At 53.4% G+C, this 26,131-nt stretch carries 26 protein-coding genes and 1 pseudogene; 13 read left to right on the top strand and 14 right to left on the bottom strand.

Annotated features, from left to right (window positions below):
• Positions 1-4 precede the first annotated feature (4 nt).
• Positions 5-1,000 (top strand): DUF2891 domain-containing protein, encoded by a 996-nt coding sequence (locus ACQG2Q_RS12040; protein ID WP_063849055.1) that lies wholly within the window; start codon positions 5-7, stop codon positions 998-1,000.
• Positions 1,001-1,003: 3 nt separating this feature from the next.
• Here ACQG2Q_RS12040 and ACQG2Q_RS12035 read toward each other — a convergent pair whose 3' ends face one another.
• Genes ACQG2Q_RS12035 through ACQG2Q_RS12020 form a run of 4 tightly spaced genes read right to left on the bottom strand, consistent with a single transcriptional unit; the run spans position 1,004 to position 5,981 of the window.
• Positions 1,004-2,077 carry a fimbrial protein gene (locus ACQG2Q_RS12035; protein ID WP_022648153.1) on the bottom strand — a complete coding sequence of 358 codons (1,074 nt, stop codon included), beginning with the start codon at positions 2,075-2,077 and terminating at the stop codon, positions 1,004-1,006.
• A 15-nt stretch (positions 2,078-2,092) separates the two neighbouring features.
• On the bottom strand, positions 2,093-4,597 hold the full coding sequence (locus ACQG2Q_RS12030; protein WP_426759172.1) for a fimbria/pilus outer membrane usher protein: 2,505 nt from the start codon (positions 4,595-4,597) through the stop codon (positions 2,093-2,095).
• Positions 4,598-4,641: 44 nt separating this feature from the next.
• Entirely contained in the window at positions 4,642-5,310 is a 669-nt protein-coding gene (locus tag ACQG2Q_RS12025; RefSeq protein WP_023300135.1) for a fimbrial biogenesis chaperone, read from the bottom strand.
• Between the two features lie 59 nt (positions 5,311-5,369).
• Positions 5,370-5,981: a fimbrial protein gene (locus ACQG2Q_RS12020; RefSeq protein WP_022648150.1), complete on the bottom strand. Its 612-nt coding sequence runs from the start codon at positions 5,979-5,981 to the stop codon at positions 5,370-5,372.
• A 367-nt stretch (positions 5,982-6,348) separates the two neighbouring features.
• Between ACQG2Q_RS12020 and ACQG2Q_RS12015 the strand changes: the two genes are divergently transcribed.
• The 6 genes from ACQG2Q_RS12015 to ACQG2Q_RS11990 all read left to right on the top strand — a co-directional run bounded on the left by ACQG2Q_RS12015 (position 6,349) and on the right by ACQG2Q_RS11990 (position 12,641).
• Complete coding sequence (locus ACQG2Q_RS12015) at positions 6,349-6,876, top strand: fimbrial protein (RefSeq protein WP_022648149.1); 528 nt, start codon at positions 6,349-6,351, stop codon at positions 6,874-6,876.
• 44 nt (positions 6,877-6,920) lie between these two features.
• Positions 6,921-7,604 (top strand): fimbria/pilus periplasmic chaperone, encoded by a 684-nt coding sequence (locus ACQG2Q_RS12010; RefSeq protein WP_022648148.1) that lies wholly within the window; start codon positions 6,921-6,923, stop codon positions 7,602-7,604.
• 38 nt (positions 7,605-7,642) lie between these two features.
• Positions 7,643-10,225, top strand: a complete 2,583-nt coding sequence (locus tag ACQG2Q_RS12005; protein WP_063849053.1) for a fimbria/pilus outer membrane usher protein — start codon at positions 7,643-7,645, stop codon at positions 10,223-10,225.
• Positions 10,225-10,803: a fimbrial protein gene (locus tag ACQG2Q_RS12000; protein ID WP_063849052.1), complete on the top strand. Its 579-nt coding sequence runs from the start codon at positions 10,225-10,227 to the stop codon at positions 10,801-10,803. Before ACQG2Q_RS12005 ends, ACQG2Q_RS12000 begins: the two co-directional genes overlap by 1 nt.
• Positions 10,804-10,826: 23 nt before the next feature.
• A complete protein-coding gene (locus ACQG2Q_RS11995) occupies positions 10,827-11,963 on the top strand; it encodes a type 1 fimbrial protein (protein WP_063849051.1) in 1,137 nt (378 codons plus the stop codon).
• Positions 11,964-12,083: 120 nt separating this feature from the next.
• Positions 12,084-12,641: an OmpH family outer membrane protein gene (locus ACQG2Q_RS11990; protein ID WP_023300131.1), complete on the top strand. Its 558-nt coding sequence runs from the start codon at positions 12,084-12,086 to the stop codon at positions 12,639-12,641.
• Here the strand turns inward: ACQG2Q_RS11990 and ACQG2Q_RS11985 are convergent.
• Entirely contained in the window at positions 12,620-14,008 is a 1,389-nt protein-coding gene (locus ACQG2Q_RS11985; protein WP_063849050.1) for an MFS transporter, read from the bottom strand. The two genes, ACQG2Q_RS11990 and ACQG2Q_RS11985, sit on opposite strands and share 22 nt — an antisense overlap.
• 129 nt (positions 14,009-14,137) lie before the next feature.
• Between ACQG2Q_RS11985 and ACQG2Q_RS11980 the strand changes: the two genes are divergently transcribed.
• From ACQG2Q_RS11980 to ACQG2Q_RS11970, 3 genes are all read left to right on the top strand, one after another.
• Positions 14,138-15,067, top strand: coding sequence for a LysR family transcriptional regulator (locus tag ACQG2Q_RS11980; RefSeq protein WP_426759170.1), 930 nt, complete (start codon positions 14,138-14,140; stop codon positions 15,065-15,067).
• Between the two features lie 63 nt (positions 15,068-15,130).
• Positions 15,131-15,397 (top strand): DUF1778 domain-containing protein, encoded by a 267-nt coding sequence (locus tag ACQG2Q_RS11975; RefSeq protein WP_003857131.1) that lies wholly within the window; start codon positions 15,131-15,133, stop codon positions 15,395-15,397.
• Positions 15,385-15,870 (top strand): GNAT family N-acetyltransferase, encoded by a 486-nt coding sequence (locus ACQG2Q_RS11970; protein ID WP_063139083.1) that lies wholly within the window; start codon positions 15,385-15,387, stop codon positions 15,868-15,870. The genes ACQG2Q_RS11975 and ACQG2Q_RS11970 overlap by 13 nt, the downstream gene beginning before the upstream one ends.
• Before the next feature lie 25 nt (positions 15,871-15,895).
• Here ACQG2Q_RS11970 and ACQG2Q_RS11965 read toward each other — a convergent pair whose 3' ends face one another.
• Positions 15,896-16,465 (bottom strand): hypothetical protein, encoded by a 570-nt coding sequence (locus ACQG2Q_RS11965; RefSeq protein ID WP_063849049.1) that lies wholly within the window; start codon positions 16,463-16,465, stop codon positions 15,896-15,898.
• 133 nt (positions 16,466-16,598) lie between these two features.
• Between ACQG2Q_RS11965 and ACQG2Q_RS11960 the strand changes: the two genes are divergently transcribed.
• Positions 16,599-16,928: a hypothetical protein gene (locus ACQG2Q_RS11960; RefSeq protein ID WP_063849048.1), complete on the top strand. Its 330-nt coding sequence runs from the start codon at positions 16,599-16,601 to the stop codon at positions 16,926-16,928.
• Here the strand turns inward: ACQG2Q_RS11960 and ACQG2Q_RS11955 are convergent.
• From ACQG2Q_RS11955 to ACQG2Q_RS11940, 4 genes and pseudogenes are all read right to left on the bottom strand, one after another.
• Positions 16,903-17,706 carry a DUF4225 domain-containing protein gene (locus ACQG2Q_RS11955; RefSeq protein WP_063849047.1) on the bottom strand — a complete coding sequence of 268 codons (804 nt, stop codon included), beginning with the start codon at positions 17,704-17,706 and terminating at the stop codon, positions 16,903-16,905. The two genes, ACQG2Q_RS11960 and ACQG2Q_RS11955, sit on opposite strands and share 26 nt — an antisense overlap.
• 10 nt (positions 17,707-17,716) lie before the next feature.
• Positions 17,717-18,007: a hypothetical protein gene (locus tag ACQG2Q_RS11950; RefSeq protein ID WP_232934494.1), complete on the bottom strand. Its 291-nt coding sequence runs from the start codon at positions 18,005-18,007 to the stop codon at positions 17,717-17,719.
• A gap of 349 nt (positions 18,008-18,356) precedes the next feature.
• A pseudogene (locus tag ACQG2Q_RS11945) lies at positions 18,357-19,318 on the bottom strand (glycoside hydrolase family 28 protein).
• A 104-nt stretch (positions 19,319-19,422) separates the two neighbouring features.
• Complete coding sequence (locus ACQG2Q_RS11940) at positions 19,423-20,181, bottom strand: DeoR/GlpR family DNA-binding transcription regulator (protein ID WP_022648129.1); 759 nt, start codon at positions 20,179-20,181, stop codon at positions 19,423-19,425.
• An 86-nt stretch (positions 20,182-20,267) separates the two neighbouring features.
• Here ACQG2Q_RS11940 and ACQG2Q_RS11935 point away from each other — a divergent pair, with 86 nt between their 5' ends.
• Together ACQG2Q_RS11935 and tam are read left to right on the top strand one after the other, a co-directional pair.
• Complete coding sequence (locus ACQG2Q_RS11935; protein WP_096216755.1) at positions 20,268-20,852, top strand: GDP-mannose pyrophosphatase; 585 nt, start codon at positions 20,268-20,270, stop codon at positions 20,850-20,852.
• An 84-nt stretch (positions 20,853-20,936) separates the two neighbouring features.
• Entirely contained in the window at positions 20,937-21,695 is a 759-nt protein-coding gene (gene tam / locus ACQG2Q_RS11930) for a trans-aconitate 2-methyltransferase (RefSeq protein WP_096216754.1), read from the top strand.
• Between the two features lie 6 nt (positions 21,696-21,701).
• On the opposite strand, the gene ACQG2Q_RS11925 is transcribed toward tam, so the two are convergent.
• The 4 genes from ACQG2Q_RS11925 to ACQG2Q_RS11910 all read right to left on the bottom strand — a co-directional run bounded on the left by ACQG2Q_RS11925 (position 21,702) and on the right by ACQG2Q_RS11910 (position 26,100).
• Positions 21,702-22,892: a cytochrome c biogenesis protein/redoxin gene (locus tag ACQG2Q_RS11925; protein ID WP_063849046.1), complete on the bottom strand. Its 1,191-nt coding sequence runs from the start codon at positions 22,890-22,892 to the stop codon at positions 21,702-21,704.
• Between the two features lie 135 nt (positions 22,893-23,027).
• Positions 23,028-24,323: an ATP-binding protein gene (locus tag ACQG2Q_RS11920; protein ID WP_032624255.1), complete on the bottom strand. Its 1,296-nt coding sequence runs from the start codon at positions 24,321-24,323 to the stop codon at positions 23,028-23,030.
• Positions 24,320-25,060: a response regulator gene (locus ACQG2Q_RS11915; RefSeq protein WP_023300109.1), complete on the bottom strand. Its 741-nt coding sequence runs from the start codon at positions 25,058-25,060 to the stop codon at positions 24,320-24,322. Before ACQG2Q_RS11915 ends, ACQG2Q_RS11920 begins: the two co-directional genes overlap by 4 nt.
• Positions 25,061-25,104: 44 nt before the next feature.
• Positions 25,105-26,100, bottom strand: coding sequence for an alpha/beta fold hydrolase (locus tag ACQG2Q_RS11910; RefSeq protein WP_063849044.1), 996 nt, complete (start codon positions 26,098-26,100; stop codon positions 25,105-25,107).
• Positions 26,101-26,131: the final 31 nt, after the last annotated feature.

Below are 26,131 nucleotides of genomic sequence, written 5' to 3'. Positions count from 1 at the left end.
TGCAATGGAATTAACGCAACATCAGGCTGACGCCTTCGCCAGAATGCCGTTGACCTATTTACGTCAGGAATATCCGAACCACATTATGCATCTGCTCAACGATGACGGCGACGTTCTGCCGCCTCGCGAGCTGCACCCGATCTTTTACGGCTGTTTTGACTGGCACTCTGCGGTGCACGGCTACTGGCTGCTGCTGCGCTGCCTGCGTCTCTGGCCCGAACTGCCGTGTCGGGAAGAGATCATCACTCTCTTCGAAGAACACCTGACCGACGAGAAGGTGGCGATGGAGCTGGCCTATTTTACCGCGCCGTTCCGCGCGTCGTTTGAGCGACCTTATGGCTACGGCTGGCTGCTGGCGCTGGCGCAGGAGCTGAAACAATCGTCACTGCCGCAGGCGGAGCGCTGGTACCAGACGCTGCAACCGTTAACGCGGGATATTCGCCAGCGGCTGGTGGATTACCTCAGCAAGCTTACCTATCCGATCCGCGTCGGGACGCACTACAACACGGCGTTTGCGCTCGCGCTGGGGCTGGATTATGCCCGGACGGTGAACGATGACACGCTTGAGCGCGCCATCCTGGACGCGGCAACGCGGTTTTACCTCGCGGACACGCATTATCCTGCGCATTATGAGCCGGGTGGCGACGAGTATATCTCCGGAGCGCTGACCGAGGCCCTGCTGATGAGTAAGGTGGTGGAGGATTTCCCGGCCTGGTTCGATGCGTTTCTGCCTGAAGTGGGCGCCATTTCTGCGCTCATGAACCCGGCTGAGGTGAGCGATCGCACCGACCCGAAAATCGCGCATCTGGACGGTCTCAACCTCAGCCGTGCCTGGTGTATGAAGCACATTGCCCGCGCCCTGCCAGAAAATCATCACGCCCGGAAGCCATTACGCGATGCCGTTGCGCGCCATCTCTCGGCAAGCGTGGAGCATGTTGTCGGCAGTCACTACAGCGGCGGGCACTGGCTGGCGAGTTTTGCGCTGCTGGCACTGGAGTAGCGCTTAGTTGTATATCAGACTAAATGTCGCCAGGCTGTCTGCCAGCCCCGCGGTGGCCTGGGTTTCGGTGCGCACATATTGTGCGTCGTAATCCAGGGAAAACGCGGTCTGCCGGGCAGCGTTGGCAAAAGGTTCGACACCGGTGCTGTTGAGAGGAACGGTTGTGCCTCTGGCGGCACCGTAGTTATCGCCATACAGAATGCGGATCCCCACGCCGGTAGCGGCGCTCTCCTGTTGACTTAGCGCCAGCACATCGTGATTCTGCGCGTCTTTTTCAGTCGGACCAAAGAACCCGATCTTCACCGCTGCCGTTTGGGATGCGTCACAGACCAGAGGGATGATGAAGCGGTGTTTATCCCCATCCATTCCTTTGTTGAGATCGCTTACGCTACTTTGTCCCATATTGACGGTGATATTGTTATCCGAGATATAACAGCTCGATTTATGCACTTTCAGGTCGGCGGCAGCGACTTCCACCGTCACGCCAGCTTCAGATATCACCGCGCCGTTAGCATCCTCCAGAATCAGCGTTCCTGCGCGAATTTGCCCGCTGTTCGGCTGTTCATAGACAATCTCCTGCGCGGTTTTATAAAACACGACGAAGAACTGGGTCGCCATTTGCGAGGGATCGTTTGTGCTGCAAATCGCAACGCTGTCATCCCCCGAGGCGATGTAATGCACGGGTTCGGCTGCACAGTGCGTGGTTTCGCGAATGCCCACCGCAAACCCGACGCCGGGAATATCTGGCACGTCATAAACGGAGGCCGGGGCGCCCGTACCGTTCGGCGCCACGCCGCTGACGGGCGCTACGGTTAAGGCGTTATTGGCTACAAAGCGCATCGTTACCGGGCCGGTTCCCTCAGGACAGTTATAAAACGAGCGGTTTTCCTGGCCCAGGATAGCGCCTGAAAGCATCGACCCCGGAGGGATCGATGGGTTATCAGTGATCGAGTAGTTTTGAAAGTTAATGACCGCATCGCCCATGGTCGGCGGGCAGGTCTGAGACGCCCTTGCCGTAGCGTGAATCAGCAAAAAAGCGAGCATCAGGAGATTGATTAAACGGTTGATATTGTTCACAGGTATCTCAGTAAGTTATTGGCACTGAAGGTTCATAAGCGTGACCGGAGTGCGGCCAGCGGTATCCGGAAGGCGTAATGGGGCGCTACAGCGCATATCCTGGCCTTTCTGCCGCCAGCTGGCATGCAAGGTCCCGCGTAGCGGCACGCCGCTGAGATAGACCTGTCCTGCTTCGCCAACGATGCCGACGCTTGATTTCGCAGACGTCCCGTTCGAGACATACGCGCTGGCGCCAAATGAAAGCGGGCGCCCGTGTGCCGTAAGGGTGATGAGCGTTCTGATGCCCACGTGGGTATGGTAATTCGCCAGGACGACCGCGCCGCTGGTCGGCACAATCGTTCTGCTGTTCTGGTCCAGATCGACATTTTCTGCCAGCGTTTCGGTATCCAGCGAAATGGTGTTTTTGTGATACGCCGATAAGGTTGGCATCACTGCATAACCTCGGGAGTCGGTGTGAACATTGGTCGCCCCTTCAACCTGAACGTCCGACGCCTCGTCAGCGCGGATCAGCGCCAGGGTATCCCCAAGGCTTTGGCTCAACGTCACCCCATACTGTGTTGCCACAATGCCGCCTGCCGCGCCGTAGTTCACGCGGTTGCTATAGCGATCGTGGCTGTACCCGAGACTGGCGCTGCCATAACCGCCGTGATAAGCCAGCGCAAGGTTGCTGTTCGCGGTATTGGCCTGGTTGTCGAAGCCCTGCTGGAGGTTATAGTTCAGGCGATCGTGGGCCAGGGCCGTACCATACAGCGAAACCTGCCGGGTAGTATGGCCATCAAGGTTATTGTTGAGGCTGTAGCTGGTTGTTGCGCCGGGTAACCAGCGGCTGAGTGGGACGCTGATGCTAAGGTTTATCGCCCGTTCGTTGTCGCTATCATCAGCGCTTGAGCGGGTGAGATAATACCCAACACTCAACGACACCCCTTTGTAGTTAGCGTAATAGCCAAGATGGACGGTTTGATCGACCGCCGAGGCGTTCCAGTAATCCTGACGGTAAAAGGATGCGCTGATATTGCCCAGCGCACCGAGATCCTGCGTCAAACTGAACTGTGTGCGGTTACGCCGGTTATGCACGTGCTGGTCTGGGTCGCTGTCATCATTTGCTTCACTGAAACTGTAAAAGTCATGCGTCGTGTAATGGCTGGTCGAAAGGGTGAGCGACGTGTTCGTCTCAGCGAGATTTTTTTGGTACTGAGCGCGTATTTGCTGCCCGAGGGCCAGCCTGTCATCACTGAGGTGTGCTTTCGCCGCAACGGTGTCCACACCCAGTGCCCCAAACCGGCCAAAATCTTTACCTAATCCCAGCGCGAGAGCCTGATAGTGGCCGGAAAGCTCCGCTCCGCCGTACAGCGTCAGGCTTGAAGACAATCCGTAAAAGGCGGAGGCCTGAACAAACGGCGGGGTGTCGCCCTCGGCGTCAGGGCTGTTATACCGTCCGGTGCTGGCGCTGAATTTCAGTCGTTTCTCCCGTAGCATAAAGGCCACCGAGGAGTAGGGTTGGGTGAACGTGCGTTCGCTGCCATCACTTTCATGCACCGTGATCTCAAGATCGCCGCTTTGCGAAGTGGGGAAGAGATCGCTAATAACAAATGCGCCAGGCGCAACATAGGTTTCATAGATGGTGTAACCGTGCTGGCGAACGCTGACGCGGGCATTGCTGTGAGCGACGCCGCGGATCGTGGGCGCGAAACCGCGCTGGCTGTCCGGCAGCATATTCTCATCCGAGGCAAGCTGAAGCCCCGTAAACTGAAAACTGTCAAAAACCTCGCCAGACGTGTAGGCATTCCCTATTGTTAACGCGCTCTTCAGCGGCGTAATGGCCCGCTGGAGGGATGTTCCCTGAGACTGCCAGTGATGGGTATTACCATATTCAAACGTGGCGTAATTGCGTAAACGCCACGCCCCCAGGTTGATACCGGATCGCAGGCTCAGATAGCTGCTGTTGTCATGAATATTGTCGATGTTGGTTGTCGAGCCCGTAAGATTGTAATCGACAAAAGCAGCGGGGATGCCGTCGTCCCACTGTTCGGGAGGAATATAATCGGCACTTTTTTGCAACATGGTTGCCTGCGGAATGCTGAAAACCAGCCGATGATGGGTGAAGTCAAAATGCGTCGACGCATCGGGAATATATTTGCCGATGTCCGTAAATGTCTCCTCGTCATGCAGCGCATCGAACGAAGAGAAGGCCGCGATGTTTACCCCAAGTCTCTTGAGGTACGCCAGGTTCAGGACTGGTGAGAGCGTTCCCCCGGTATCGACAAATGCAATTTCGCGCTCATCCCGCTGCGTCTGGTTAACAACAACCGCGACACGATAATGTCCCGGCTGCTGACCGCCTTGTCGGGAAAAATAGCTTAAGTCGCTAGCCTGCTGCTGATCTGCTGTGATCTCCAGCGCCTGAGGATCGAAGTACTCATCGGCCTGTGCCCGGCGCACATGAATGCCAGACGTGACCGCACCCGCAAGCATCGCGAGCGTATAAATGCGGGGTAAATTGCGTGGGACGAGAGAATGCATGTGCGGTCGTTGGCTACATTCGCCAAAGGCGTGTTGTCACAGCGTCAGGATTGCGTGGCGACTCTCGTCAGCCCGCCGTAATCGTTGATCGCCTGCCAGCGAATGGTCCCCGAGCAGGGAATGTGCCATTGACGATCGGAGAAGGGGTCAATCATTCCCGGCATTTCAACGTCGGTGTTCCCAACGCTGACCTTGTAAAACGATACAAACCAGGGCGAGGGGTTGTGTGCGCTAAGCGTATTATTACGACAGGTAAATTTTAATTTTTTGTAGGCAAGTTCGGCATTGCCTTTCAACCCTGCGGGACGGAAAAATAACTTGAATTTTGACTTCACGTTAATCTGCAATTTGTTGCTGTTTGCTTTTTTGCTCGGGGCAATATTTTTGATGTTAAGCCAAAAAACAGATTCCCGGTCAGTGGGTAATGGCGTTCCAAGATAATTGATGCGCAGCGAGTTTTTCTGTTCCGCATCTAAACGAAATAACGTAGGCGTCACGATAAAGGGCGGAGCGGTTTTATTCTTACTGTCAATATTTTCAATCCACGACTGAATAAGATAAGGGGTTTCTTTTTCCATATTGGTAATGGAAAATGCCACTTCTCTTTGCCCCTCAAGGTACACAACACGCGTACCGCCCATCACAACCCCCGCGTGTGCTGACAGACTCATGCCGAGCGAATAAAAGAACAGGGCCGCGGTGAGTTTCTTCATTTTCAGATCCCCGTAGAGGAAAAAGATAAGCAGAGAAAGCTCTGCTTATCATCAGTCGATCAGTTATAAACCATCAGGAAATTGGCATCTGCGTCGGCTTCTCCGGTGCTGACGACATCGGTGGTGGCATTATAATTGGCGTAGAAATTGAGTGTTTTTGAATCTTCCCCTTCGGCAAGGTCGATACTCTGAGAAATATCACCAATTTTAATCTGCGTGTTACGGTCGCTTTCATAGAGTTTAACGGCAACGCCAGTCGCCGTATTGCCATCGCTGTCCACGGAGGAATTTAAACCCAGCAGGGTATTATCATTCGCATCTTTGTTACCATCAAACAACACGGCAACGGTTTTAACGGAATCCGGGCAACCTTCAACTGAAATCTGGAAAGGCGTGCGCGTGGTCTCTTTTTGGGTGGCAAAGTAGCTTGCAGCCCAGGTGCCTAATTCAACGGTTTGCCCTGCTGAGTCGGTGGTGATATTACAGGATGCATCGGTAATCTTACCGGTAAAATGGACTACGCCGCCCGTGCCCTGAGTCCCCGCATCGTTCTCTGGGTTGGTATTAATATTATTGTCGCTGTCACCAGAAGGAAGGCCCGCCAGCGCACTGCCACTTGCCATCATCAGGCCACAAAGGGTTAACGCGATCATGTTTTTTTTGTTGATCATGCCTATTGCTCTCATTCGCTCAAATATGTCAGTCTGGATATGCTGCTAGCAACACTGCCGGTGGCGTTATTGCTCAGAAAAAACAGCGCGAATGCTAACAAAATGCCAATCCAGGCCATAACAAAAGGTTGTCTAAAATTAAATTACTTTATTTTACGAAACTCCGTAACTTTCTTGTAACCTTACTTCGGGTTTGCTGATGTCGTTTATTGATGTTGCGAATCTAATTCCTGCCTGAGGGTTTATATTTGCCTTGTCACAAACGGTGCATTATTCATTGTGAGTTCAGTGGAGCTACTTTGTTATTGTCTCGTCCTGGCAGGAATAAAAATGAAGATATTTATTATTTCTATTGGGATATCAACGAATGAAACTGACTAAAATTGGTGCGACGCTTATTCTCACTTTCTGTGGCGCGAGCGCGGCGACGGCTTCTAACACTATCACATTTAATGGAACGGTGCTCGATCAGGGTTGTGATATTGCCGTTGATGGCGGCACGGCAAATGCGACCGTTGATCTGGGCTCAACGGCGGCAACCGACCTCGCTACAAAAGGCGACCTTGGCGCGCCAAAACAGTTTGTGTTCGACCTGAATAACTGTCCAACCAGCACGACTGCAAATATTGTCTTCTCAGGCCCTGTTGATGCTGTTGCAGCCGATCCATCCTATTTTGCAAACACTGCTACGCTGGGTGCGGCAACCAACGTGGCCGTTCAGCTCAAGCAGGGCGGCTCAAATGGTACCATCGTCAAAAATAATGCAGATAACGATCCTATTACTTTCACCGATGGCACAGCGAGTCAAACCTATACCGCGCAGATGATTGCCACCGGGCAGGCCGTTGCCGGCGATGTTAACGCTGTTATTACCTATAACGTCCGTTATAACTGATTCCGCAGGAGGGGAAACCCTCCTTTTTAGTTTGTGAGTGCATTATGAAACCCATCGCCGCTGTTATTTTTTGCGTGGCCAGCGCCGCCAGCCTGAACGCGTCCGCCAGTATTGTTACCGGGAGTACGCGGGTTATTTTTGATGGCTCCCGCCAGGCCGCCTCTTTGTCCGTTGAAAACTCTGACAAGGTTACTAACCTGGTACAGTCGTGGATTAGCCCGGCTAAAGGCAGCCCGTTAAAAAAAGAAAATATGATTATTACGCCACCGCTATTCCGTCTGGAAGCCGGGAAAAAAGCGTCAATTCGTATTGTGCGTTCAGGTTTACCTGTTCCGGAAGATCGTGAATCGCTGTTATGGCTGAACGTGAAAGGGATCCCCGCTACCGACGGTAGTGAAGGTAAAAATACGATGCAAATTGCCATCAACTCAAAGATTAAGCTGATCTACCGTCCGGCAGCATTACAGGGGCAGACGCCAGAATCCAGTGCGGAAAAGCTTAAGTGGAACCTGACCGCGAAGGGTTTACAGGTCAATAACCCGACACCTTTTTATATGAACTTCTCACGAATTGAAATTAATCACCAGGCGTTAAGCGGACAGTATTTTGTCGCGCCATTCTCCACGTTGAGTATTTCTGAAGGTGTTATGTCACCTCACGGCAAAGTAACCTGGTCGCTTATTAATGATTATGGCGTGAAAGGCCCGGACAAAGTCACCTCATATTAATCGACACCGTAAGTCTCCCGCACGGATACAGGGTTACAATGGAAAAAGTGAAACAAACCTACGTCCTTTCTTTAGGGCTCGGGCTCAGTGTTGTCTTTAGTTCTTTCAGCGCACGTGCGCAGGAACATTTCAACCCTCATCTTTTGGAAACAGACAGCGCAGAAGTGCCAGCAATGGATCTCAGTCTGTTTGCCAAAGATGAGGTGCCGCCCGGGGACTATAACGTCGACATTTTTATCAACGGCAATCTGGTAGACAGTAAAACCCTCTCTTTTCGACGGTTGAAAAGTGCCCCTACGTCAGACCGCACAGGGGTATGCTTAAACGTCACTCAGCTGAAAGCCTGGAACGTTCGTGTCGATAACTATTTTGGCGAACAGGAAAAAGCCAGCGAATGTGTGGATCTGTATGCCATCCCCGGCGCGGACGAAAAAATCGATCTGGTGCAGCAGCGTTTCGACCTGATCCTGCCGCAGGTTGCTTTATTTAACACCGCAAGGGGTTATGTTTCACCGGAGCGCTGGGATGAAGGGATCACGGCGGGTTTACTTAATTACAGCGTCTCGGGTCAACAGGATCTGCATCAGCGCAACGGCACCGACAGCAGTAATCAGTTTCTAAGCCTGCAACCGGGGCTGAACGTAGGCGCCTGGCGCTTTCGCAACTATTCCACCTATACCCATTCCGAATCCGAAAATGACTGGGATTCCGTGTATACCTACGCCTCACGGGATATTAAATCTCTTAAAAGCCAGCTGGTGCTGGGACAAGGAACCACGCGCGGCGGCATTTTTGATAGCGTCGGTTTCACCGGGGTGCAGATGTACTCGGATAACGATATGAAGCCGGACAGCATGCAAGGCTTCGCCCCGGTAATACGCGGTATAGCCCGCAGCAATGCCGAAGTGACGGTATACCAGAACGGTCACAGCATTTATAAGGCTACCGTGCCGCCGGGACCGTTTGAATTCAGCGATATGTATCCGACCGGCAGCTCCGGCGATCTGCAGGTGGTGATCAAAGAGTCCGACGGTACGCAAAGTAGCTTTATTGTGCCTTACGCCACGCTGCCGGTATTGCAACGTGAAGGTCAGGTGCAGTATGGCCTGGTGGCGGGCAAAACCCGTCAGGACGGGTCGGGTTCACGTGCAGAGGATTTTAACTTTATTCAGGGATCAGCGGCCTGGGGCGTCGGAAAAGGGATCACGCTTTACGGCGGCTATATTCAGGCGGAAGACAATTATTCCAACCTGATTGCCGGAACCGGTTTTAATATGGGCAGCGCCGGAGCGCTCTCATTTGATATTTCCCAGTCGTGGGCGGATATTCCGCAGCCGGACAACATGCGACAACAGGAACACCATAGCGGCCAGTCGTATCGCGTGCGCTACAGTAAGACGCTTCAGCAAACCAACACCGATATTGCCGTCGCCGGTTATAAATTTTCAACCCGGGGTTATCTTTCGTTTCAGGACTTCCTCAATGACTGGGATCCGGGCAATAGCACTATTGATAATGGCCGGGAGCGAAACCGTTTTGATGTGACAATCTCACAGACGTTGCCTTTCGGCACCCTGTCACTGAGCATGTACGACGCCTCTTACTGGAACAGTGAACATGCGGACTCCATGAACCTGGGCTTCAGCAGCACGCTTGGACCGGTGTCGTACTCGCTGAACTATGCCCACTCTAAAAACGTCAATGGCGGTCACAATAACGATTCCGATAACTACGACGACGATAACGTCTTCTCGCTTAACCTGAGCGTACCGTTCAGCGCCTTCAGCCACAGTGAAGCGGCCCGGTCTGTTTCGGCTAACTATTCGATGAACAGTAGTAAAAACGGCGATACCACGCACAACATCGGAATTTCCGGTACCGCGATGCAGGAAAACCAGCTGAACTGGCAGGTTTCAGAAGGCTATAACGCCGATTCTGAAGCTACTAACGGCAATGTCACTGTGGGTTATCAAAGTACTTATGCCGATATGTCCGCAGGCTATAGCTACGACGATTACAGCCGACGAGTGAATTACAGCCTGCGCGGGGGCATGGTGCTGCATCGCGACGGTATCACCCTGGCGCGTCAGCTGAACGATAGCGTAGCGCTGGTTGAAACACCGGGTGTTTCCGGTATGCCGATCAACGGGCAGACGAACGTTCATACCGATTATTTCGGTAACGCCATTGTGCCGTACGTTCGTCCGTATCACAGCAATTCGATCTCACTCAACACAGTGGATGCCAGCGATACTTCCGCGGCCATTGATAACATCGCCAAAACCGTGGTGCCGACCAAAGGGGCGGTAGTACGCGTGAAGTACAACACCTGGATTGGACAAAAGGCGATGATGACGCTGACCTACAACGGTAAACCGGTGCCGTTTGGCGCAGTAGTAACACAAACCAGCGGCGAGTCGGATGACACGCGCAGCAGTATTGTTGGCGACGGCGGGGAAGTGTATCTCGTCGGGCTCGCCGAGAAAGGGCGGTTAATTGTTAAGTGGGGGGAGGCGGCGAACAAGCAGTGCGCCGTTGATTACACACTTGCCGGCGCAAAAACAGAGGCCGATATTTTATTCATCAACGGGGTTTGCCATCCCGTATCGGGAGCAAATTAATGTCACGCTTCATTTTTCTCCGTTCCGGCCTTAAATCGCTCATCGGCCCGGGAATGGTATTCATGCTGAGCGTGTCGCCGGCAATGGCGTACACCGATCGCAATGATATTGAGTTCCATGTCACCGGAAACATTATTGATGGCTCATGTAACGTCACCAAACCGGAGGCAGTCGACCTCGGGAAATATTACTGGAAAGACTTTGCCGTAGCGGGGGGGAACACAGGAAATGTGCCAGTGACCATCGCGTTTGACAGCTGCACCGCAGGGTTAAGCCAGGCAACGGTTACCTTTACAGGCGCACCTTACGCTGAAGATCCGGCTTATGCTTCTGTCATTTACGCCAATCAGGTAGCGGCAGATGCAGGCGGAGCGACCGATGTCGGCCTTCAGTTGTTTATCCGTGACCACGAACATCCCATCAGCGGTGTCGCGCTGGCCAACGGCGTGAGCTACCCGGTTGCGCTCGAAAACCAAACCGGCGCGATGACTTTTACTGCCCGAATGTATACCCCACATGGGACCCCAACACCGGGTGCATTCAGCAGTGCGATTACATTGAATGTTGTTTATAACTGAGCTTAAGTGAGCAGACTAATTTCATGTCAAAATATTTATATTATCTGGTGTTATTGCTGGGGACAGTCCCACTATTAAGTCATGCAGCCTGTAACCGGGATAACGGCGATGATGTTACCGTTACGACGATCCCATTACCCTCGAAACTGTTGGTCAGTGCGAAAAATTATACCTTTGGCGAAGTGTTATACGATTCTGGATATATCAGCGGGACGGATGGGGATGTCACGATTAAAAACTGTAGCAGGGATTATTACGTAGGATTTCATTATAACCCGACTCATTTAGCGTCGGCGTCGCCGGTGGGAGATAATATCTACCCGACCACGATACCGGGTATCGGCATTAAGACCTACACGCTTAACCAGGCCGGTCCGTATGATTATGAACGTGCGGTTGATAACTCATGGCAGTCCGGCGATGGCGAGAGCAGCCATACGCTGGCGGGCTCGGCCTATCGTGTGCAGTTGATTGCGACGGGGGGTACAATCCCGAGCGGTAATCTGGCCCTTGAGAGCGGCAAACTGGCGACGGTGGAATTTCGTGAAGGGCAGAGCAGTTCGGATAACGGTGATAATGCGTCAGAAGTCTATTTGTCAAATACGCAGATAGAAGTCTATGCGATGGGATGCTCAGCATCCGTTTCTTCCCTGCTGTTTAATATGGGCGATGTGGATACCTCTGCGTTTGATAATCTTAAGATGGTGGAAGGACCCGAACAGGATGTTGGTCTGAGCTGTCAGCCAGGCACCAACGTGACCTTGACCATCAACGGGCCGCTTGCCGAGGGCGACAACGATGATGGTTCAGTGATTGCTTTAGACCAGTCTGAATCGGGTACGACGGCGACCGGTGTGGGGGTCGTGATATCAGCCTATCAACCGGCGCTACGCAGTTTTACCTACTGGGCCATTGGTCAGGAGGTGCCAGCTTTTAATTCCAGTCGTGTAAAAGCCGCATCACAAGGCAGTGGGCTGGCTGCCGATGGTACCGCGCTTGCTGATATCGGCTCCGCAACCACCTATAGCGATCCGGCAAATACAGGCGGGGCCGGAGAGTCTGAAACCTTACGTTTTAAAGCGTGGTATTACAAAACCAGTGACGTTGTCACGCCAGGGCAAGCAAATGCCACCGGGACAATCACCCTTAAATATAATTGATACCTTTGATCATGAAAGGGGGTAGCGCTGCGGTTTATTTTTGTACACCTCTGCGCTACCGTTATGTGTTTCTGTCGTGTACATTTCCTCTGCGACCCTATTTATTCGGTGGAACTGACAATGATTACTAAACGGTCTGAGCCACGCTTTTCATTCATTCTGTTAATTTTTGTGTGTCTTGTAGGATTATATTCTTTTAACGGTCACCTTAAGCCTCACGCCGGACAAAAAGGGGTTGCATGTATTTCTTACAAGCGGATCCTGCGTGAATCACCGTTACTGGCACAGGAAAAAAAGCAGAACGAAATACTTCTCGCATTAGCTAAAAAATCCGCGCTTGAAGTTGAGAAAAAATATTACGCTCTGCCAGAACCCTTGCGCCGTGAAATGAAAGCGATCGATGATATGAGTAAAAACACGCAACTGCGGGCAGAGCAGGGTCGCCTGCGGCATATAAGCCAGCGAGTCATATCTGATACCGTTGAAAAATACAGAATAGATCATCACTATTCGGTCGTTTTCAATAAAGATAGCGCCTCTACAGTGGATTATGGTCACGACATCAGTAATGAAATCATTAATGAATTACAGCATGTAAAAGTGGTGTACGGGCCGCGCCCTAATTTTGAAGATGCGACCCGGGAGCTTTTGCTCGCTCAACCTGTTTCCGCAGGATGAGTGATTTTACGCAGTCGGCTCGCGCTGACGATGACCGCTACCGCAGAAGCCGCCGCAGCGATCCACAGTGCAGCATGAATTGCTCTCTCATTTGTCGCCAGCAGTACGCCCACAGCGGCGGCCCCCAGACACTGCCCGAACGTGCGCATAATGGATAACACACCGGATGCATAGCTCGCATAGTCACGACTAACGTTTGAGAGCATTTCCCGGTTATTGGGACTCTGAAAGCAGCCAAATCCCATCCCGCAAACCAGGCTTCGCAGGCAGATATCCCACATCGAAGGGCTGGCGGGTAATGTTGCCAGCAGAATCAAACCGACGACAAAAATCATCAGCCCCAGGGTTGAAATCACCGGGGCTGAAATCGTGTCCGCCCACCGGCCTGCATGCGGCGCAATCAGCACGATCCCGAGCGGCCAGGGCGTAAATAGCAGGGCAGAAATCACCGGACTGTAGCCGTATTCGCTCTGAAACAGGAAGGGTAGCGCAATAAAGGTGATACCCTGGCTGACAAAAGCAATCATCGACGTTAAGGCCGCGAGGGTAAAACGTTCATTTTTGAATATGGCTGGCGGCAGTAAGGGGTTATCCGTGCGGCGGATCTGCCAGATAAAAGCCATGCCGCTCAGCGCAGCGAGAACCGTCCAGCAAAGACTACCTGTGTGATAAGTAGCATCCTGGAGGCTGTTCGCCGCCACGATCGTCGAACCCAATAGCAGCGCCGACAATATGGCGCCCAGGGAGTCAAAGGGCGCTTGCTTTCGAACCGCATCCCGCGGCAGCGCTTTGACCGCCAGCAGCAAGGCGAGGGTGCCGGGAAGAACGTTTATCGCAAAAAGCCATTGCCAGCTCAGGGTGTGAAGGATCGTACCGCCCAATACCGGGCCGATAGCGGAGCTGGAGGCGATGAGCAGGGCGTGCAAACCCAGAATGCGGCCAAGCAATCGTCCGGGAAATACGGACCGCAGTATCGCGGGAGCAATACTCAGCGTCGCTGCGCCGCCGATCCCCTGAAGCACGCGCATACCGATAAGCACTTCGGGCGTTTTCGCCAGCGCGCAACCCAGCGATGTCAGGGTAAAGGTCGTCAGGCCTGCCAGAAATACGGGGCGATAACCCAGGCGGGCCGCAAGCGCCGCGAATATCGCCAGCGTCATTGCAGCCGCCAGCAGATACCCGTTGGCGAACCAGACGGCATAACTGGCTGGCACCTGCATCTCCTGAGCCATGGAGGGCAGGGCAATATTGATCATGGTGCCATCAAACACGCCCATTAACGTGGTGGTCATTATCGCGGCCATCACCCGTGCGCGCGTCGGGCCAGGCAGTCCATCGTCGCTGGGTTGGCTGGAAAAAAGCATCATCTTGTTGTCCTTAGAGAAGAGTGTGTGGATGACAAAACTATAAAGATGGCTTTTGCAGGGCGGAAGGCGCACCATTTACACTTCATCGTTGCATGAAACGCCTTATCTGAATATGCAGGGAGGAAGGAGATGTCAGAACCCGATTTTAATTTGCTGATAGCACTCGACATATTGCTGAGCGAAGCGAGCGTGGCAGGCGCGGCACGTCGTCTGAACCTCAGCACCTCGGCAATGAGCCGGACATTAAGCAGGTTACGCGACGTCACTGGCGATCCGATTCTGGTGCGCGCCGGACGTAACATGGTACTGACCCCGTGGGCCGAAGCGACCCGGGACCATGCCAGGCGTGCAGTGCACGAGGCCAGGGCGGTATTACAGCCCTCAACTGAAACGTTCAGCGCGCGAAGCCTAGCGCGACTTTTTACCATCAGGGCAAACGATGGTTTTGTGGTGGCGTTTGGGCCTGCGCTTATAGCGGCTGTGGCCGACGCCGCGCCGGACGTCTGTATACGCTTTGCGCCTAAGCCGGAAAAAACGTCGCGCTATCTTCGGGAAGGGCTGGTTGATCTGGAGATTGGCGTCCAGAGTAATATGGGGCCTGAAATACGGCTGCAACGACTGTTTGAGGATCGGTTTGTGGGCGTCGTGCGTAAGGGGCATCCGGTGGCTAAGCAGGCAGAAATAGGGGTGAAGGATTATGTCGCCTGGGGCCATGTGGTAGCGTCACCCGAGGGTGCACTGCACGGATCCGTTGACGATGCGCTGGCCGAACTCGGAACAAAACGTAAAATCGCGAGCGTCGTACCGGGATTTCCGACGGCGCTGTCCGTGGCGGTGGCATCGGATCTTATCGCCATGATACCCGCGCTCTATTTACTCAATCAGCAGGTAACGGACCAGGTACAGGTTTTCGAGCTGCCGTTCAAAAGCCGTCTAATTACGGTATCACAGATGTGGCACCCAAGAATGGAACGCGATCCCGCGCACCGCTGGCTGAGAGAGCAAATTCTTGCGATATGCAGAGTGAAGAGGTCAGACATGATTAAGGGACCTGTATAGCGATTGCTATACGCGCCGCTTATGCTATGCTTGTAAAGCAATTGCTATACAAGAGGTATACCCATGAAATCAGATGTTCAACTCAATCTTAGAGCCAAAGAATCCCAGCGGGCGCTTATCGATGCCGCCGCAGAGATCCTCCATAAATCACGTACTGACTTCATTCTGGAGATGGCCTGTCAGGCAGCCGAAAATGTGATCCTCGATCGGCGTGTATTCAATTTTAACGATGAACAGTATGCAGAGTTCATTGATATGCTCGATGCCCCGGTCGCCGACGATCCTGCCATAGAAAAACTGCTGGCAAGGAAACCTCAGTGGGACGTGTAACCCCCCCAGAGCCCTTATCCAGCGTCCATCAACTGGCGGAGTTCGTCAGTGGAGAGGCCGTACTTGACGAATGGTTAAAACAAAGAGGTCTGAAAAACCAGGCGCTTGGCGCAGCCCGAACGTTTGTCGTTTGTAAAACGGGCACAAAGCAGGTCGCGGGATTTTACTCTCTGGCTACCGGCAGCGTTAACCATACGGAAGCGACAGGTAATTTGCGGCGTAACATGCCGGATCCCATTCCCGTGATTATTCTTGCCCGTCTGGCTGTCGATGTCTCAATACGCGGAAATGGGTTGGGAGCCGATTTACTCCAGGATGCGGTTTTACGCTGTTATCGGGTAGCAGAGAATATTGGGGTGCGGGCGATCATGGTTCATGCACTCACTGAGGACGCCAAAGCGTTTTATATCCACCATGGTTTTAAAGCATCGCAGACTCAGGAACGGACACTGTTTCTCAGGCTTCCTCAGTAGCGGCGGGATTTTATGGAATGAATGTTCAGCCCGTCTGGCTGATAAGCTTGCGCCAGACTCTGTTATGCAAAGTAAATAGCAGCATCTTATAGAAAGCGGTAGAGAGGATACAGCTGCCGCTAAGCCCAAGCATGACAATACTTACCAGTGCCGCGGTCAGGCTGACGCCCGGAGAAGAAGTACCGCTCAGCGCAGCCAGCAGATAGGCTGCCGTTAATACCAGGCTTAGCACCGCCAGCGTAAGATGTAACCGCACGGCGCGCATGCTACCTTTGCCAATCATAAACATCGTCACTCCGTTGATGCCGGCAAAGAGCAGGGCGATCAGCACAACCCACACGAAAACGCGCTCTGCTGGCTGGCCGAGCGCGGTGAGTACGCCATACCCCAGCCACAGTTGCGGAATGGCGACACTGACAATCACCCCGAGCGTACTAACCGCTGCCGGAATACCCATGGTATGAAGCCCCACGGGCTTAACCATATCATCAGCCAACTGCGTCTTCAGCTGCTGCAACTGTATCGGGGCGGCATTTTTTATGCTGGCAGACACCTCATTACAATATTGCAGGCGACGGGTTAAAACTTTAAACATTTGAATACTCGGCGTTTATTTTCTAGATCCAAACTGCCCCCCAGTACAACAATCCGGAAAGTTTAAAACAAAAGCAGCAAGGAACCGATCTTTTAAATAGTGTATTCTTTTTATCAGGTTAAAGGAGACGTGAATGACAGTGAAAAACCAGGAACTTATAGCGGCAGGATTCACCAGTAAGGATATCGAGCGAATCAAACGTCACCAGGCGACGGGGGAATCGCAGGAAAAGGTTCTGAAGGATCTGGCCGGTTATTTTCTGTCGGTAGCCTGGATCACCGGCGGGATGGCCATCATCACCTTGGTCACCGCGATCTTTGGCAGCGCCAGCCATGTTATCTCCTGTGTGGTTGCCGTCGTCTTTTTGCTAATTGTTCTGCTTCTGGTGATGCCGGTCAGACTTGGCTATAAATCATGGAAGCTGATGAGAACACAGATCAGCGACTCCGGTCATCACGGGTAAGGAGTTCCAGTACCACCTTCGCGCTGACCCCCCATCCCATAACCTTCATCGTCAGTTTGCCCGGAGACATGGTTTCCACCTTGCGGTAATAGTCTCCGGGAAGATAACGGAAAAGACGCCAGGCCTCAGCTTTACCAGTCATACCAAACACCCCATAAACGCTGGCTGCAAGCGTGGTTGCATTAAAGATCCCCAGGCCAACATCGCGACTGAACCCCATAAATTCCGCTATGGACATAGCGCCGTCCGCTATTATCCCCTCAGAAGCCGGTTCATTCAGGAACTGACGGGCTGCCTCCCGTGATACCGTATTAAGAGCATCACCGACCAGAACGGCACCGGCAAGCATACCAGCAGGCGTCATGGTGGCGATCATAACACCGCCAAACACTGCCTGAACGCCGGCAAGAACGACCTTAATTCCGGATATGAAATACCCGACTATTTTATTCTGCTCTGTTACATACTGAATATCAGCGTAGATCCGGGCATAGCCTGTTTTCAGCATGCGCGACTGTTCAAGCAGGTACTCATTCTCAGCTCTAAGGTTTTTCAGGCAGATAATGCATTCTTCATCGTTCCTTGCTCGCCTCGCCACGTCAAACTGTTGCATTACAACCTGTCTTATTTCATCCACGAATTTCAGTCGGGTCAGTGAATCGCTGAGATGCATGGCCGCGACCATATTTGCGGTATTAACAAGCTTCCGGGCTTCCAGATTGATCATCGTATCAGCCCACTGACGCCGACTTTGTCCGGGAAAAAGCGCGATATCCATTACATATTCCTTATGTGTCGTCAGGACGAGAAGTCATTAGCCTGCCAGGCTCAAATACTGCAGTTGCGCGCCATGACTTCACGTCTTCAGTTTTCTTGCCATCAACAAAGTGCTGCTTCCCGAGCAGGTAGGTAAAGAAGCCATCAAGCTGCGTGATAAAACAGGAGATATTGTAGCCTGACCGATAGAAATCGTAGTCAAATGTTCGTATGTGCTTCTTATAGTAATAGACGTAAAAGAAACGCAGCGAACACAGAATGTTTTCTTGAATCCCCAGATGTTTCTTGCTCAGTTCATTCATTCCATAAATTGTGGCGAACATAACCGGTAGGGTAGTCACATCATCAACTATGAGATGAGTTCTCTGGTTGTTCCTCGATAAATGTTAGATGGAATATGCCATGAACTTTGCGGATGCCCCGTAATTTTTGCATTATGAAGTCATCGTAAGTCCACAACTAAATTTAGGCAATCGCCTGATTCATCGGTAAGTTCCTGAAAGAGAGGAACTTATGAACTAAAGAATAAACCCACCGCATTTAACATAATATACATTATGCGCACTGATATTGAATACGAGTAAATCCAGCCGGTTCAGACCCATCCTTGTTCTGCTCATTCCGCGCACCATGTCCCTCTGTTCTGTGCCATCAACGTTCATAACTGTCGTTACGGTCTTGCGTGATCTCCACGGCAGTCACCTGTACATCCTTAAAGCGCAGCCCATCCACACCAGAAATTTTCCCGAACTCTGACGCGTCAATCAAAATCCCCTCCAGCGTTAACCCGACCACAGGACGCTCCGGATATCCCTCGATGAAAAATGCCCGCGAAAAGCATTTGCTGTCTGATCGACGCGCCGTCATATTTTTAATCGTCAGTCCGCTGACCGCAGTAAGACCGGCTTCGCCCTCAACACCTTCAGCCAGTTTGCGCCAGTGTTCTGGTTTATCAGATAAATTGCTCTGGTCGCCATAGCTATACTGCGGAAACCAGTTCAGCTGGATCAGCACCGGAAAACGCACGTCCGTAAGCCGTAGATTTTGTACGGTGATATCACGGATAAATCCGCCCCGGTTGCGAACAGATTTAATGCGAAACCCGACGCCCGTTCCGTTAAACGCGTTATCTTCTATCAGGACGCGTTCAATGCCACCTGAATATTGCGCGGGCGCTGACAGTCATAATCAACAACCCAGCGCAATCCTCTTGCGCTGTAATCGCCGACCATGCCGCTGCGCTCGTCATCGCCCCAGTAGCGTTGCCACCAAATTGCACCCTGCCCGTCTATCGTGCCTGTACCGGTAATGCTGACGTTTTCACAATCGATGATAGTAATAATGCCTGCCGGCCAGCGCATATCAATGCCGGCCACCCGGGTATTTATCAGGGGATAATCAGCCAGATCCTGGCTTCCAACGAGCTGTGCGCCAGCGTCCAGGCGAAGTGAAACACCGCTTTTCAGAAACAACGCTCCGGTCAGAAAACGGCCTTGCGGAATAACGATGACATCGTTCTGTTGAGCACTATTTATGGCCTGCTGAATGGCGGATGTTGCCAGGCGTTGCGCGGTTGGGTCCGCGCCATACGCCAGAATGGAGATCGCTTTCATGGCTTTTCCTTAAACAGATGAAAGCCTTAGTCTAGGAATCCGCGTGATGGATAACCTTTGTCTGTTTGACAGCCACGCAGTCAGGCTGGCAAAAAAGCGGATATTTACTGGCTGGCGATCACCGCAACGCCCTTTTCTTTCATAGCGTTGACCCAGCGTTCATCCGTTGTGTTTTCAACAACGAGCGTATTCACCAGCGACAAATCGCCAATCACAAACGCCGAGGCCGTGTTGATCTTTTCCGGTGAGGCCAATACCACCGTTTCCGCCGCTCTGCCGGAAAATGCACGTTTGATGCATGCTTCTTCATAATCTCCGGTGGTCAGCCCGGCCTCAGGATGCACGCCGGTGACACCCATGAAAAACAGATCCGCATGAATATTGTTGATGCCTTCAATAGCGGCCGCGCCGACCGTGACGATGGAGTGTTTATACAAACGACCGCCAATCAGGATCACCTCTATGCACGGATGGTTGACCAGCCCCAATGCAATACCCGGGCTGTGCGTCACCACGGTTACCCGCAAATCTGGCGGCAAGAAGGTAATAAGTTCTGAGGTGGTCGTCCCGCCATCAATGATCACCACCTGCCCCGGTGAAATGAGCTGCGCGCCCCGACGTGCCACGCGTTTTTTTGCATCCATTTTAACGGACTGACGCTCGGCAAAAGGCGCAATCGCTGAAGATGCCGGAAGCGCGCCGCCGTGGACACGCTGCAAACGCCCTTCTGCCGCCAGTTCCCGTAGATCCCGGCGGATAGTGTCCTCAGACACCGAGAAAAAGAGGCTGAGCGCAGTTGACTGGACCTGGCCTTCCGCCTCCAGCTTTTCCAGAATCAACTGTTTACGCTGACTTGTGAGCATGAATTATTCCTGATGTTGCACGATAATTATTGTAATTACACGATAATGCTGTTTATGATGCATACTCTACGAGAGGAGAGCCAAACGTGCAATCAAAACGTGCAGATATACGCATCATCAACAGCGAAACGTTGTCCGACAACTGGTATAACCTGAAAAAATACACTTTTGACCTCCAGCACAGCGATGGTGACTGGCAGCGGCAAGAGCGTGAAGTGTATGACCGCGGGAATGGCGCGACGATCCTGCTCTATAATCGCGCCAGCAAAACAGTCATTCTTACACGTCAGTTTCGTTTCCCTGTGTTTATCAATGGTCACGAAGAGGATCTCATTGAGGCGGCTGCCGGGTTGCTCGATAACCTTGACCCGGAAAGCCGGATTAAGGCCGAAGCGGAAGAGGAAACCGGGTATAAGGTGACGCGCGTAGAGAAAATTTTTGAGGCCTATATGAGCCCGGGCTCCGTTACCGAAAAACTCTACTTCTATCTGGCGGAATATCACCCGCAGGATCGGACCAGCGCGGGCGGCGGCGTTAAAGCAGAGGGGGAAGATATCGACGTGCTGGAAATGAAGCTGGACGACGCGCTTCGTGACATCGAGAATGGCCAGATCGTCGACGGTAAAACCATCATGCTGCTTTATCACGTGGCCCTGAAAGGCATTTTATAATCTCACGTTTATCCGGATACCTGCCCCTGCGCAGGTATTTGCCTGTGCTATTCTTGCTGAACACCTCAACATGGAGATGCGAAAATGGCCGACTGGGATCCTTCTCTGTATCTACAATACAGCGCAGAACGCACACGTCCCGCCGCTGAGTTACTGGCCCGGGTGCCGCTTGCTGACATAACCTCTGGCGTGGATTTGGGCTGCGGGCCAGGCAACAGCACCGCGCTGCTGAAACAACGCTGGCCTTCAGCGCAGATAGCCGGTGTGGATAACTCCCCGGCGATGCTGGAGGAAGCCCGACAGGCCCTGCCAGACTGCCACTTTGTTGAATCGGATATCCGTCACTACAAACCTGACCAGCCTCTCAGCCTGATCTACGCCAATGCTTCCCTGCAATGGATCCCGGACCATTACCACCTTCTGCCGCATCTGGTTTCACTGCTCCAGTTAAACGGCGTGCTGGCGATACAAATGCCTGACAACTGGCTTGAGCCGACGCACGCCCTGATGCGTGAAGTTGCCTGGGAACAGGGCTACCCCGATCGTGGCCGCGAGCAGCTGCCGGGTATTCATGCCTACTATGATATTCTGACGGACGCGGGATGCGACGTGGATATCTGGCACACCACCTACTTTCATCAGATGAGCTCTCATCAGGCGATTATTGACTGGGTCAGCGCGACGGGGTTACGGCCATGGCTACAGGATCTCAACGAGAGCGAGCAGCAAAACTTTCTGAAACGCTACCTCGAGCTGCTGGAAGAGCAGTATCCGCTCCAGGAGAACGGGCAGATACTGCTGGCTTTTCCGCGCCTGTTTATGGTTGCTCAGCGGGTTCCGTAAGCCGAATCAGGAACGCGCTTCCTTGAGCAAATGCTGAATTACAGCCTCCTGCTTGTCGTAGTTGCCTTCGCCAAACGAGGTGTAACGCAGTTGCCCTTTCGCATCGAAATAGTAATGTGCTGGCCAGTACTGATTACCGAACGCGCTCCAGATTTTGTAGTTATTATCCGTCACTACGCGGTACGGCAACTGCCATTCGTTGACCGCGTTTTTCACCGATGATAACGGCTTTTCCCAGGGGTATTCAGGGGTGTGGACGCCAATCACCACCAGACCTTGTGACTCATATTTCTTCGCCCAGTCTCGAACATGCGGAAGGGTATGCTGGCAGTTGATACAGTCCCAGGTCCAGAAATCGATAAGCACAACTTTCCCCCGCAAGGCCTTAGACGTGACAGGGTCACCGTTTACCCAGCCCGTACCGCCGCTTAATGTCGGTAGCTGGCTGCTCGGCATTGCGTCAGCGATCGGTCGCAGTTTCACCTGCGTGGAGGTTGGTTGCGCAAGGCTCAAGAGAGCGTTTTCCAGCTGGTCGGTAATACCGCTGGCGCCTTTCAGGACCGACGTCATTCCTGAGGCGTTGAAAGCCACGGCGGCTAACATCATCACCCCTGCGCCCTGACGCAGACGCGCCATCAATGCGGATTTGGCTCTCAGAGGGGTTATCAGCTTACGGCCCCCCGCGACAAGCAGCCCCAGCATCAACGCGCACCCACTGCCGTAAGCGGCTAACAGCGCTCCGGTTGCGATGGCCGAGTGGCCAGTAATGTTAATGCCGAAGATCGCCCCGAGAATCGGTCCTGCACAGGGGGACCACAGAAGTCCAACGGCCAGCCCTGCCAGAAAAGCCGAAAACATGCCGTGTCGCTGAACGCTGTGGGTGTTAAGAACGTTCCCCGCGCTGACCGCCGGGCTGGCAATGCGCTGAGCGAACTGCGGGAAGATCAGGGCCAGGGCGGCAATGCTCAGTACCAGCAGCGCAATCCAGCGACCGATAACGGTGGCGTCAGCGATCCAGTCACTGGCAACCGTTACTACCATCGCCACAAACGTGAACATCACTATCATTCCCGCCAGAAGCGCCAGAATGTGTTTGCGCTGCCCCTGAAAGCCGGCGAACAGCAGAGGAATAACGGGAAGCGTGCACGGACTGAGCAGGCTAATCATGCCGCCTAAAAAAGCGATTATCAGAAACATAACGACCTCACGATACAGTTGCTGCGAAGGTGCAGTGAGGTCATTTCACCCTGCGAATGTGTTCAGGCCGTGTGCAAAAAACTGAATTTTGTCTGCCTTCGTATCCGCACGGCGCGCAGATACACAGGCGTACAATTAAACGCGCGGAAGAGTCACGCTTACGGCCAGCCCGCCCTCTGCCCGGTTTGCAAGATGCAATTTCCCGTCAAGCTGGGCGGTGAGCTGCGCGGCAATGGCGAGGCCTAACCCGGTGCCGCCCGTTTCGCGGTTGCGCGACGTTTCAACCCGGTAGAACGGCTGTAACACCGCCCCCAGTTCTGCCTCCGGGATGCCGGGGCCGTTATCCATAATGCGGATCGCTACCTGCCTTTCATCTTCATCAATCTCTATTACCGCGCTATGGCCAAACTTGAGCGCATTATCCAGCAGATTGGTCATTACCCGGCGCAATGCCTGGGGGCGGGTGACGATCGGCAGACGTGTACTGCGTGCATGAAACTGCACGTTTTTACCAATGTCCTGATAATCACTGGCGATGCTGTTAACCCACGCGTTCAGCTCCAGCTTAAGCGTGGTCTCTTTCAGTGATTCTGATGACCGGGCATAGGCAATACCTTCTCGTACCAGGCGCGACATATTATCCAGGTCGCTCAACAACTTATCGTGGAGCTCGGGCTGATCCGCCATTTCGACCCGCAGCTTCATACGCGTGATGGGCGTCTGAAGATCGTGAGAAATGGACGCCAGAATCTGCGCACGTTCACGCAGATAAGTTTGTATCCGCGACTGCATCTCATTAAAAGCCTGCGCCGCCTGTCGCACCTCAACCGGACCTTTTTCAGTCATAGGAGAATGGGCCGCAGGATCGAGGGAATCAACCGCGCGCGTGAATTGCAGGAAAGGCCGGACAACCTGGCGCACGGCAATCCAGGAGCAGAGCGCGACAAGTAACAACTGAAGAACCAGCACCACGGGTAACCAGCTGGCGACTGGCGGCATGCGCGGGATCAGATCGATAGTGAGCGGTGCGCCGTCGCGGAGCGTCAGATGGGCCTGAATGTGGGAAACAGGCCCCGGCACTGCCGTAAACTGGAGCGGATATTGAACTGAAAGCGTCTCTTTCAGGGTGCGAATCGCATCCCGCGAGCGCTTGTCCGTTGGCGCAGCGCCTGCCTCGCCGGGACCAAGGATATAACGATAATTACCGCGACCGAGCCGTTCCAGCCACTCTGGCCGCTCTTTGGCCGGAAGCCGGTCGAGAATGGCCACGCTGGTCGCCACGTCATTCTCAAGATTGCCCAGCATAACCGTGCGCGCGCTGTGCATTCGCTCAACCATGACCAGCGTCAGGCTGAGCGCGTTAGCCAGCAAGAGTCCAAGCAGCACAATGATCAGCAGCCGGGCCAGTAAGGTGCGGGGCCACAGCGTCATTCATTGGCCTCGACGATGGTCACCGGCATAGTAAAAACGTAGCCTTCGCTGCGAACGGTTTTAATGTAGGCTGGCGAGCGGGCATCTTCATTCAGGCGCTGTCGCACGCGGCTCACCAGGAGATCAATCGAACGCTCAAACAGCTCGGCATCACGTCCCTGCGTCAGGTTCAGCAGTTGATCGCGGGTCAGCACCCGTTGAGGATGATCGAGAAATACACGCAGAAGGCGATATTCCGCCCCGCTGAGCGCCACAACCATCCCCTCGTTATCAATCAGATGACGCGCCACGGTATCCAGCTGCCATTCACCGAACACCACCAGGCGCCCTGCCTCGGTCACCTGAAGATTAGGCGGCATAGTACGAAAACGGCGCAGGATAGTTTTGATACGCGCCAGCAGTTCGCGGGCCACAAACGGTTTTACCACATAATCGTCGGCGCCCATCTCCAGTCCCAGGATCCGGTCCATGTCCTCGTTGCGCGCGGTGAGCATCAGGATCGGCAGATCCTTATGCCTGCTGCTGCGCAGCTGTCGACACACCGTCAGGCCATCATCACCGGGCATCATCACGTCCAGCACCACCAGGTCGATATGCTGTTTGTCGAGCACTACGCGCATCTCTTTCCCGTTCGCCGCGCCAGAGGCGTGGTAGCCGGATTTCACGAGGTAATCGACAATCAGTTCACGAATATCCCTGTCGTCATCGACGACAAGGATGTGATCAATATGCTCCACCGCAGGCTCCTGATTAAGAGGTAACGGATTGAAAATAGCACATATCAGAGCTTATCCGCGTCGACAACGGCTTTAACAAAGTTCTGCGGATCTTCCTGCGGCGGGTTGTGGCCAACTGTTGCGCCGAAAGTACGGTGCTCATATTTTCCGGTGAATTTCCCCGCATAGGCTGCGGGTGCAGGATGTGGTGCTCCGTTGTTACCGCCCTCGATGGTGATGGTCGGCACCGTAATGTTCGGTAGCGTAGCCAGTTTCTGTTCGTAGGCGTCATATTTCTGCTCACCCTTCTCCAGCCCCAGACGCCAGCGGTAATTACTGAGCGTGACGGCAACGTGGTCCGGGTTATCGAGGGATTTGGCGCTCGCATTGAAGGTGGCATCGCTGAATTTCCAGTCAGGCGAAGCCTGGGACCAGATCAACCGGGCAAAATCGTGTGTATTTTTAGCATAGCCTTCCGCCCCGCGCGGCGTGGCGAAATAGAACTGATACCACCACTGAACTTCTGCCTTCGGCGGTAAAGGCTGTTTGCCAATCGCCTGGCTGCTGATCAGGTAGCCACTTACCGAGACCAGCGATTTCACCCGTTCCGGCCAGAGCGCCGCAACGATATCCGCCGTACGTGCACCCCAGTCATAACCGGCAAACACCGCCTGTTTGATATTCAGGGCGTCCATCAGGTTGACGATGTCTTTCGCCATTGCCGAAGGCTGGCCGTTTCGCGGCGTTTTATCAGAAATAAAGCGCGTGGTGCCGTACCCGCGCAGGGACGGCACAATGACACGATACCCCTTCGCGGCCAGCGCGGGGGCAACTTCCGCGTAGCTGTGAATATCGTACGGCCAGCCATGCAGCAGGATCACTGGTTGCCCGTCTTTCGGCCCGATATCGACATAACCGACGTTCAGATCGCCGGCGTTAATTTGTTTTACCTGGTTAAAAGCCGACGAGTAATCCTTACCCATCGCTTCTGCCTGACAGGACATTAAGGTGCCAAGCGAAACGGTCAATGCGACTGCTGAATATGCGAGTTTGTTAAACATGATGTTATCTCCGGGTGAGTTCAGTTGACGG

Origin of the sequence: Enterobacter cloacae complex sp. 370H10 (assembly GCF_050031535.1) — a bacterium.
In the GTDB taxonomy this organism is placed as follows: Bacteria; Pseudomonadota; Gammaproteobacteria; order Enterobacterales; family Enterobacteriaceae; genus Enterobacter; species Enterobacter intestinihominis.
Note: the sequence above shows the minus strand (reverse complement) of the source record. Positions and strands in the feature narration are given on the sequence as shown.

Excerpts from the sequence above, each read along its gene's own strand:
- ACQG2Q_RS11925 (WP_063849046.1), bottom strand. The coding sequence starts at position 22,892 with ATGTTTCTGATAATCGCTTTTTTAGGCGGCATGATTAGCCTGCTCAGT.
- ACQG2Q_RS11985 (WP_063849050.1), bottom strand. The coding sequence starts at position 14,008 with ATGATGCTTTTTTCCAGCCAACCCAGCGACGATGGACTGCCTGGCCCG.
- ACQG2Q_RS11950 (WP_232934494.1), bottom strand. The coding sequence starts at position 18,007 with ATGAATGAACTGAGCAAGAAACATCTGGGGATTCAAGAAAACATTCTG.
- ACQG2Q_RS12040 (WP_063849055.1), top strand. The coding sequence starts at position 5 with ATGGAATTAACGCAACATCAGGCTGACGCCTTCGCCAGAATGCCGTTG.
- ACQG2Q_RS12015 (WP_022648149.1), top strand. The coding sequence starts at position 6,349 with ATGAAACTGACTAAAATTGGTGCGACGCTTATTCTCACTTTCTGTGGC.
- ACQG2Q_RS12020 (WP_022648150.1), bottom strand. The coding sequence starts at position 5,981 with ATGATCAACAAAAAAAACATGATCGCGTTAACCCTTTGTGGCCTGATG.
- ACQG2Q_RS11965 (WP_063849049.1), bottom strand. The coding sequence starts at position 16,465 with ATGTTTAAAGTTTTAACCCGTCGCCTGCAATATTGTAATGAGGTGTCT.
- ACQG2Q_RS11910 (WP_063849044.1), bottom strand. The coding sequence starts at position 26,100 with ATGTTTAACAAACTCGCATATTCAGCAGTCGCATTGACCGTTTCGCTT.
- ACQG2Q_RS12005 (WP_063849053.1), top strand. The coding sequence starts at position 7,643 with ATGGAAAAAGTGAAACAAACCTACGTCCTTTCTTTAGGGCTCGGGCTC.
- ACQG2Q_RS12030 (WP_426759172.1), bottom strand. The coding sequence starts at position 4,597 with ATGCATTCTCTCGTCCCACGCAATTTACCCCGCATTTATACGCTCGCG.
- ACQG2Q_RS11975 (WP_003857131.1), top strand. The coding sequence starts at position 15,131 with ATGAAATCAGATGTTCAACTCAATCTTAGAGCCAAAGAATCCCAGCGG.
- ACQG2Q_RS11990 (WP_023300131.1), top strand. The coding sequence starts at position 12,084 with ATGATTACTAAACGGTCTGAGCCACGCTTTTCATTCATTCTGTTAATT.
- ACQG2Q_RS12010 (WP_022648148.1), top strand. The coding sequence starts at position 6,921 with ATGAAACCCATCGCCGCTGTTATTTTTTGCGTGGCCAGCGCCGCCAGC.
- ACQG2Q_RS12000 (WP_063849052.1), top strand. The coding sequence starts at position 10,225 with ATGTCACGCTTCATTTTTCTCCGTTCCGGCCTTAAATCGCTCATCGGC.
- ACQG2Q_RS11940 (WP_022648129.1), bottom strand. The coding sequence starts at position 20,181 with ATGCTCACAAGTCAGCGTAAACAGTTGATTCTGGAAAAGCTGGAGGCG.
- ACQG2Q_RS11960 (WP_063849048.1), top strand. The coding sequence starts at position 16,599 with ATGACAGTGAAAAACCAGGAACTTATAGCGGCAGGATTCACCAGTAAG.
- ACQG2Q_RS11995 (WP_063849051.1), top strand. The coding sequence starts at position 10,827 with ATGTCAAAATATTTATATTATCTGGTGTTATTGCTGGGGACAGTCCCA.
- ACQG2Q_RS11955 (WP_063849047.1), bottom strand. The coding sequence starts at position 17,706 with ATGGATATCGCGCTTTTTCCCGGACAAAGTCGGCGTCAGTGGGCTGAT.
- ACQG2Q_RS11980 (WP_426759170.1), top strand. The coding sequence starts at position 14,138 with ATGTCAGAACCCGATTTTAATTTGCTGATAGCACTCGACATATTGCTG.
- ACQG2Q_RS11920 (WP_032624255.1), bottom strand. The coding sequence starts at position 24,323 with ATGACGCTGTGGCCCCGCACCTTACTGGCCCGGCTGCTGATCATTGTG.
- ACQG2Q_RS12025 (WP_023300135.1), bottom strand. The coding sequence starts at position 5,310 with ATGAAGAAACTCACCGCGGCCCTGTTCTTTTATTCGCTCGGCATGAGT.
- tam (WP_096216754.1), top strand. The coding sequence starts at position 20,937 with ATGGCCGACTGGGATCCTTCTCTGTATCTACAATACAGCGCAGAACGC.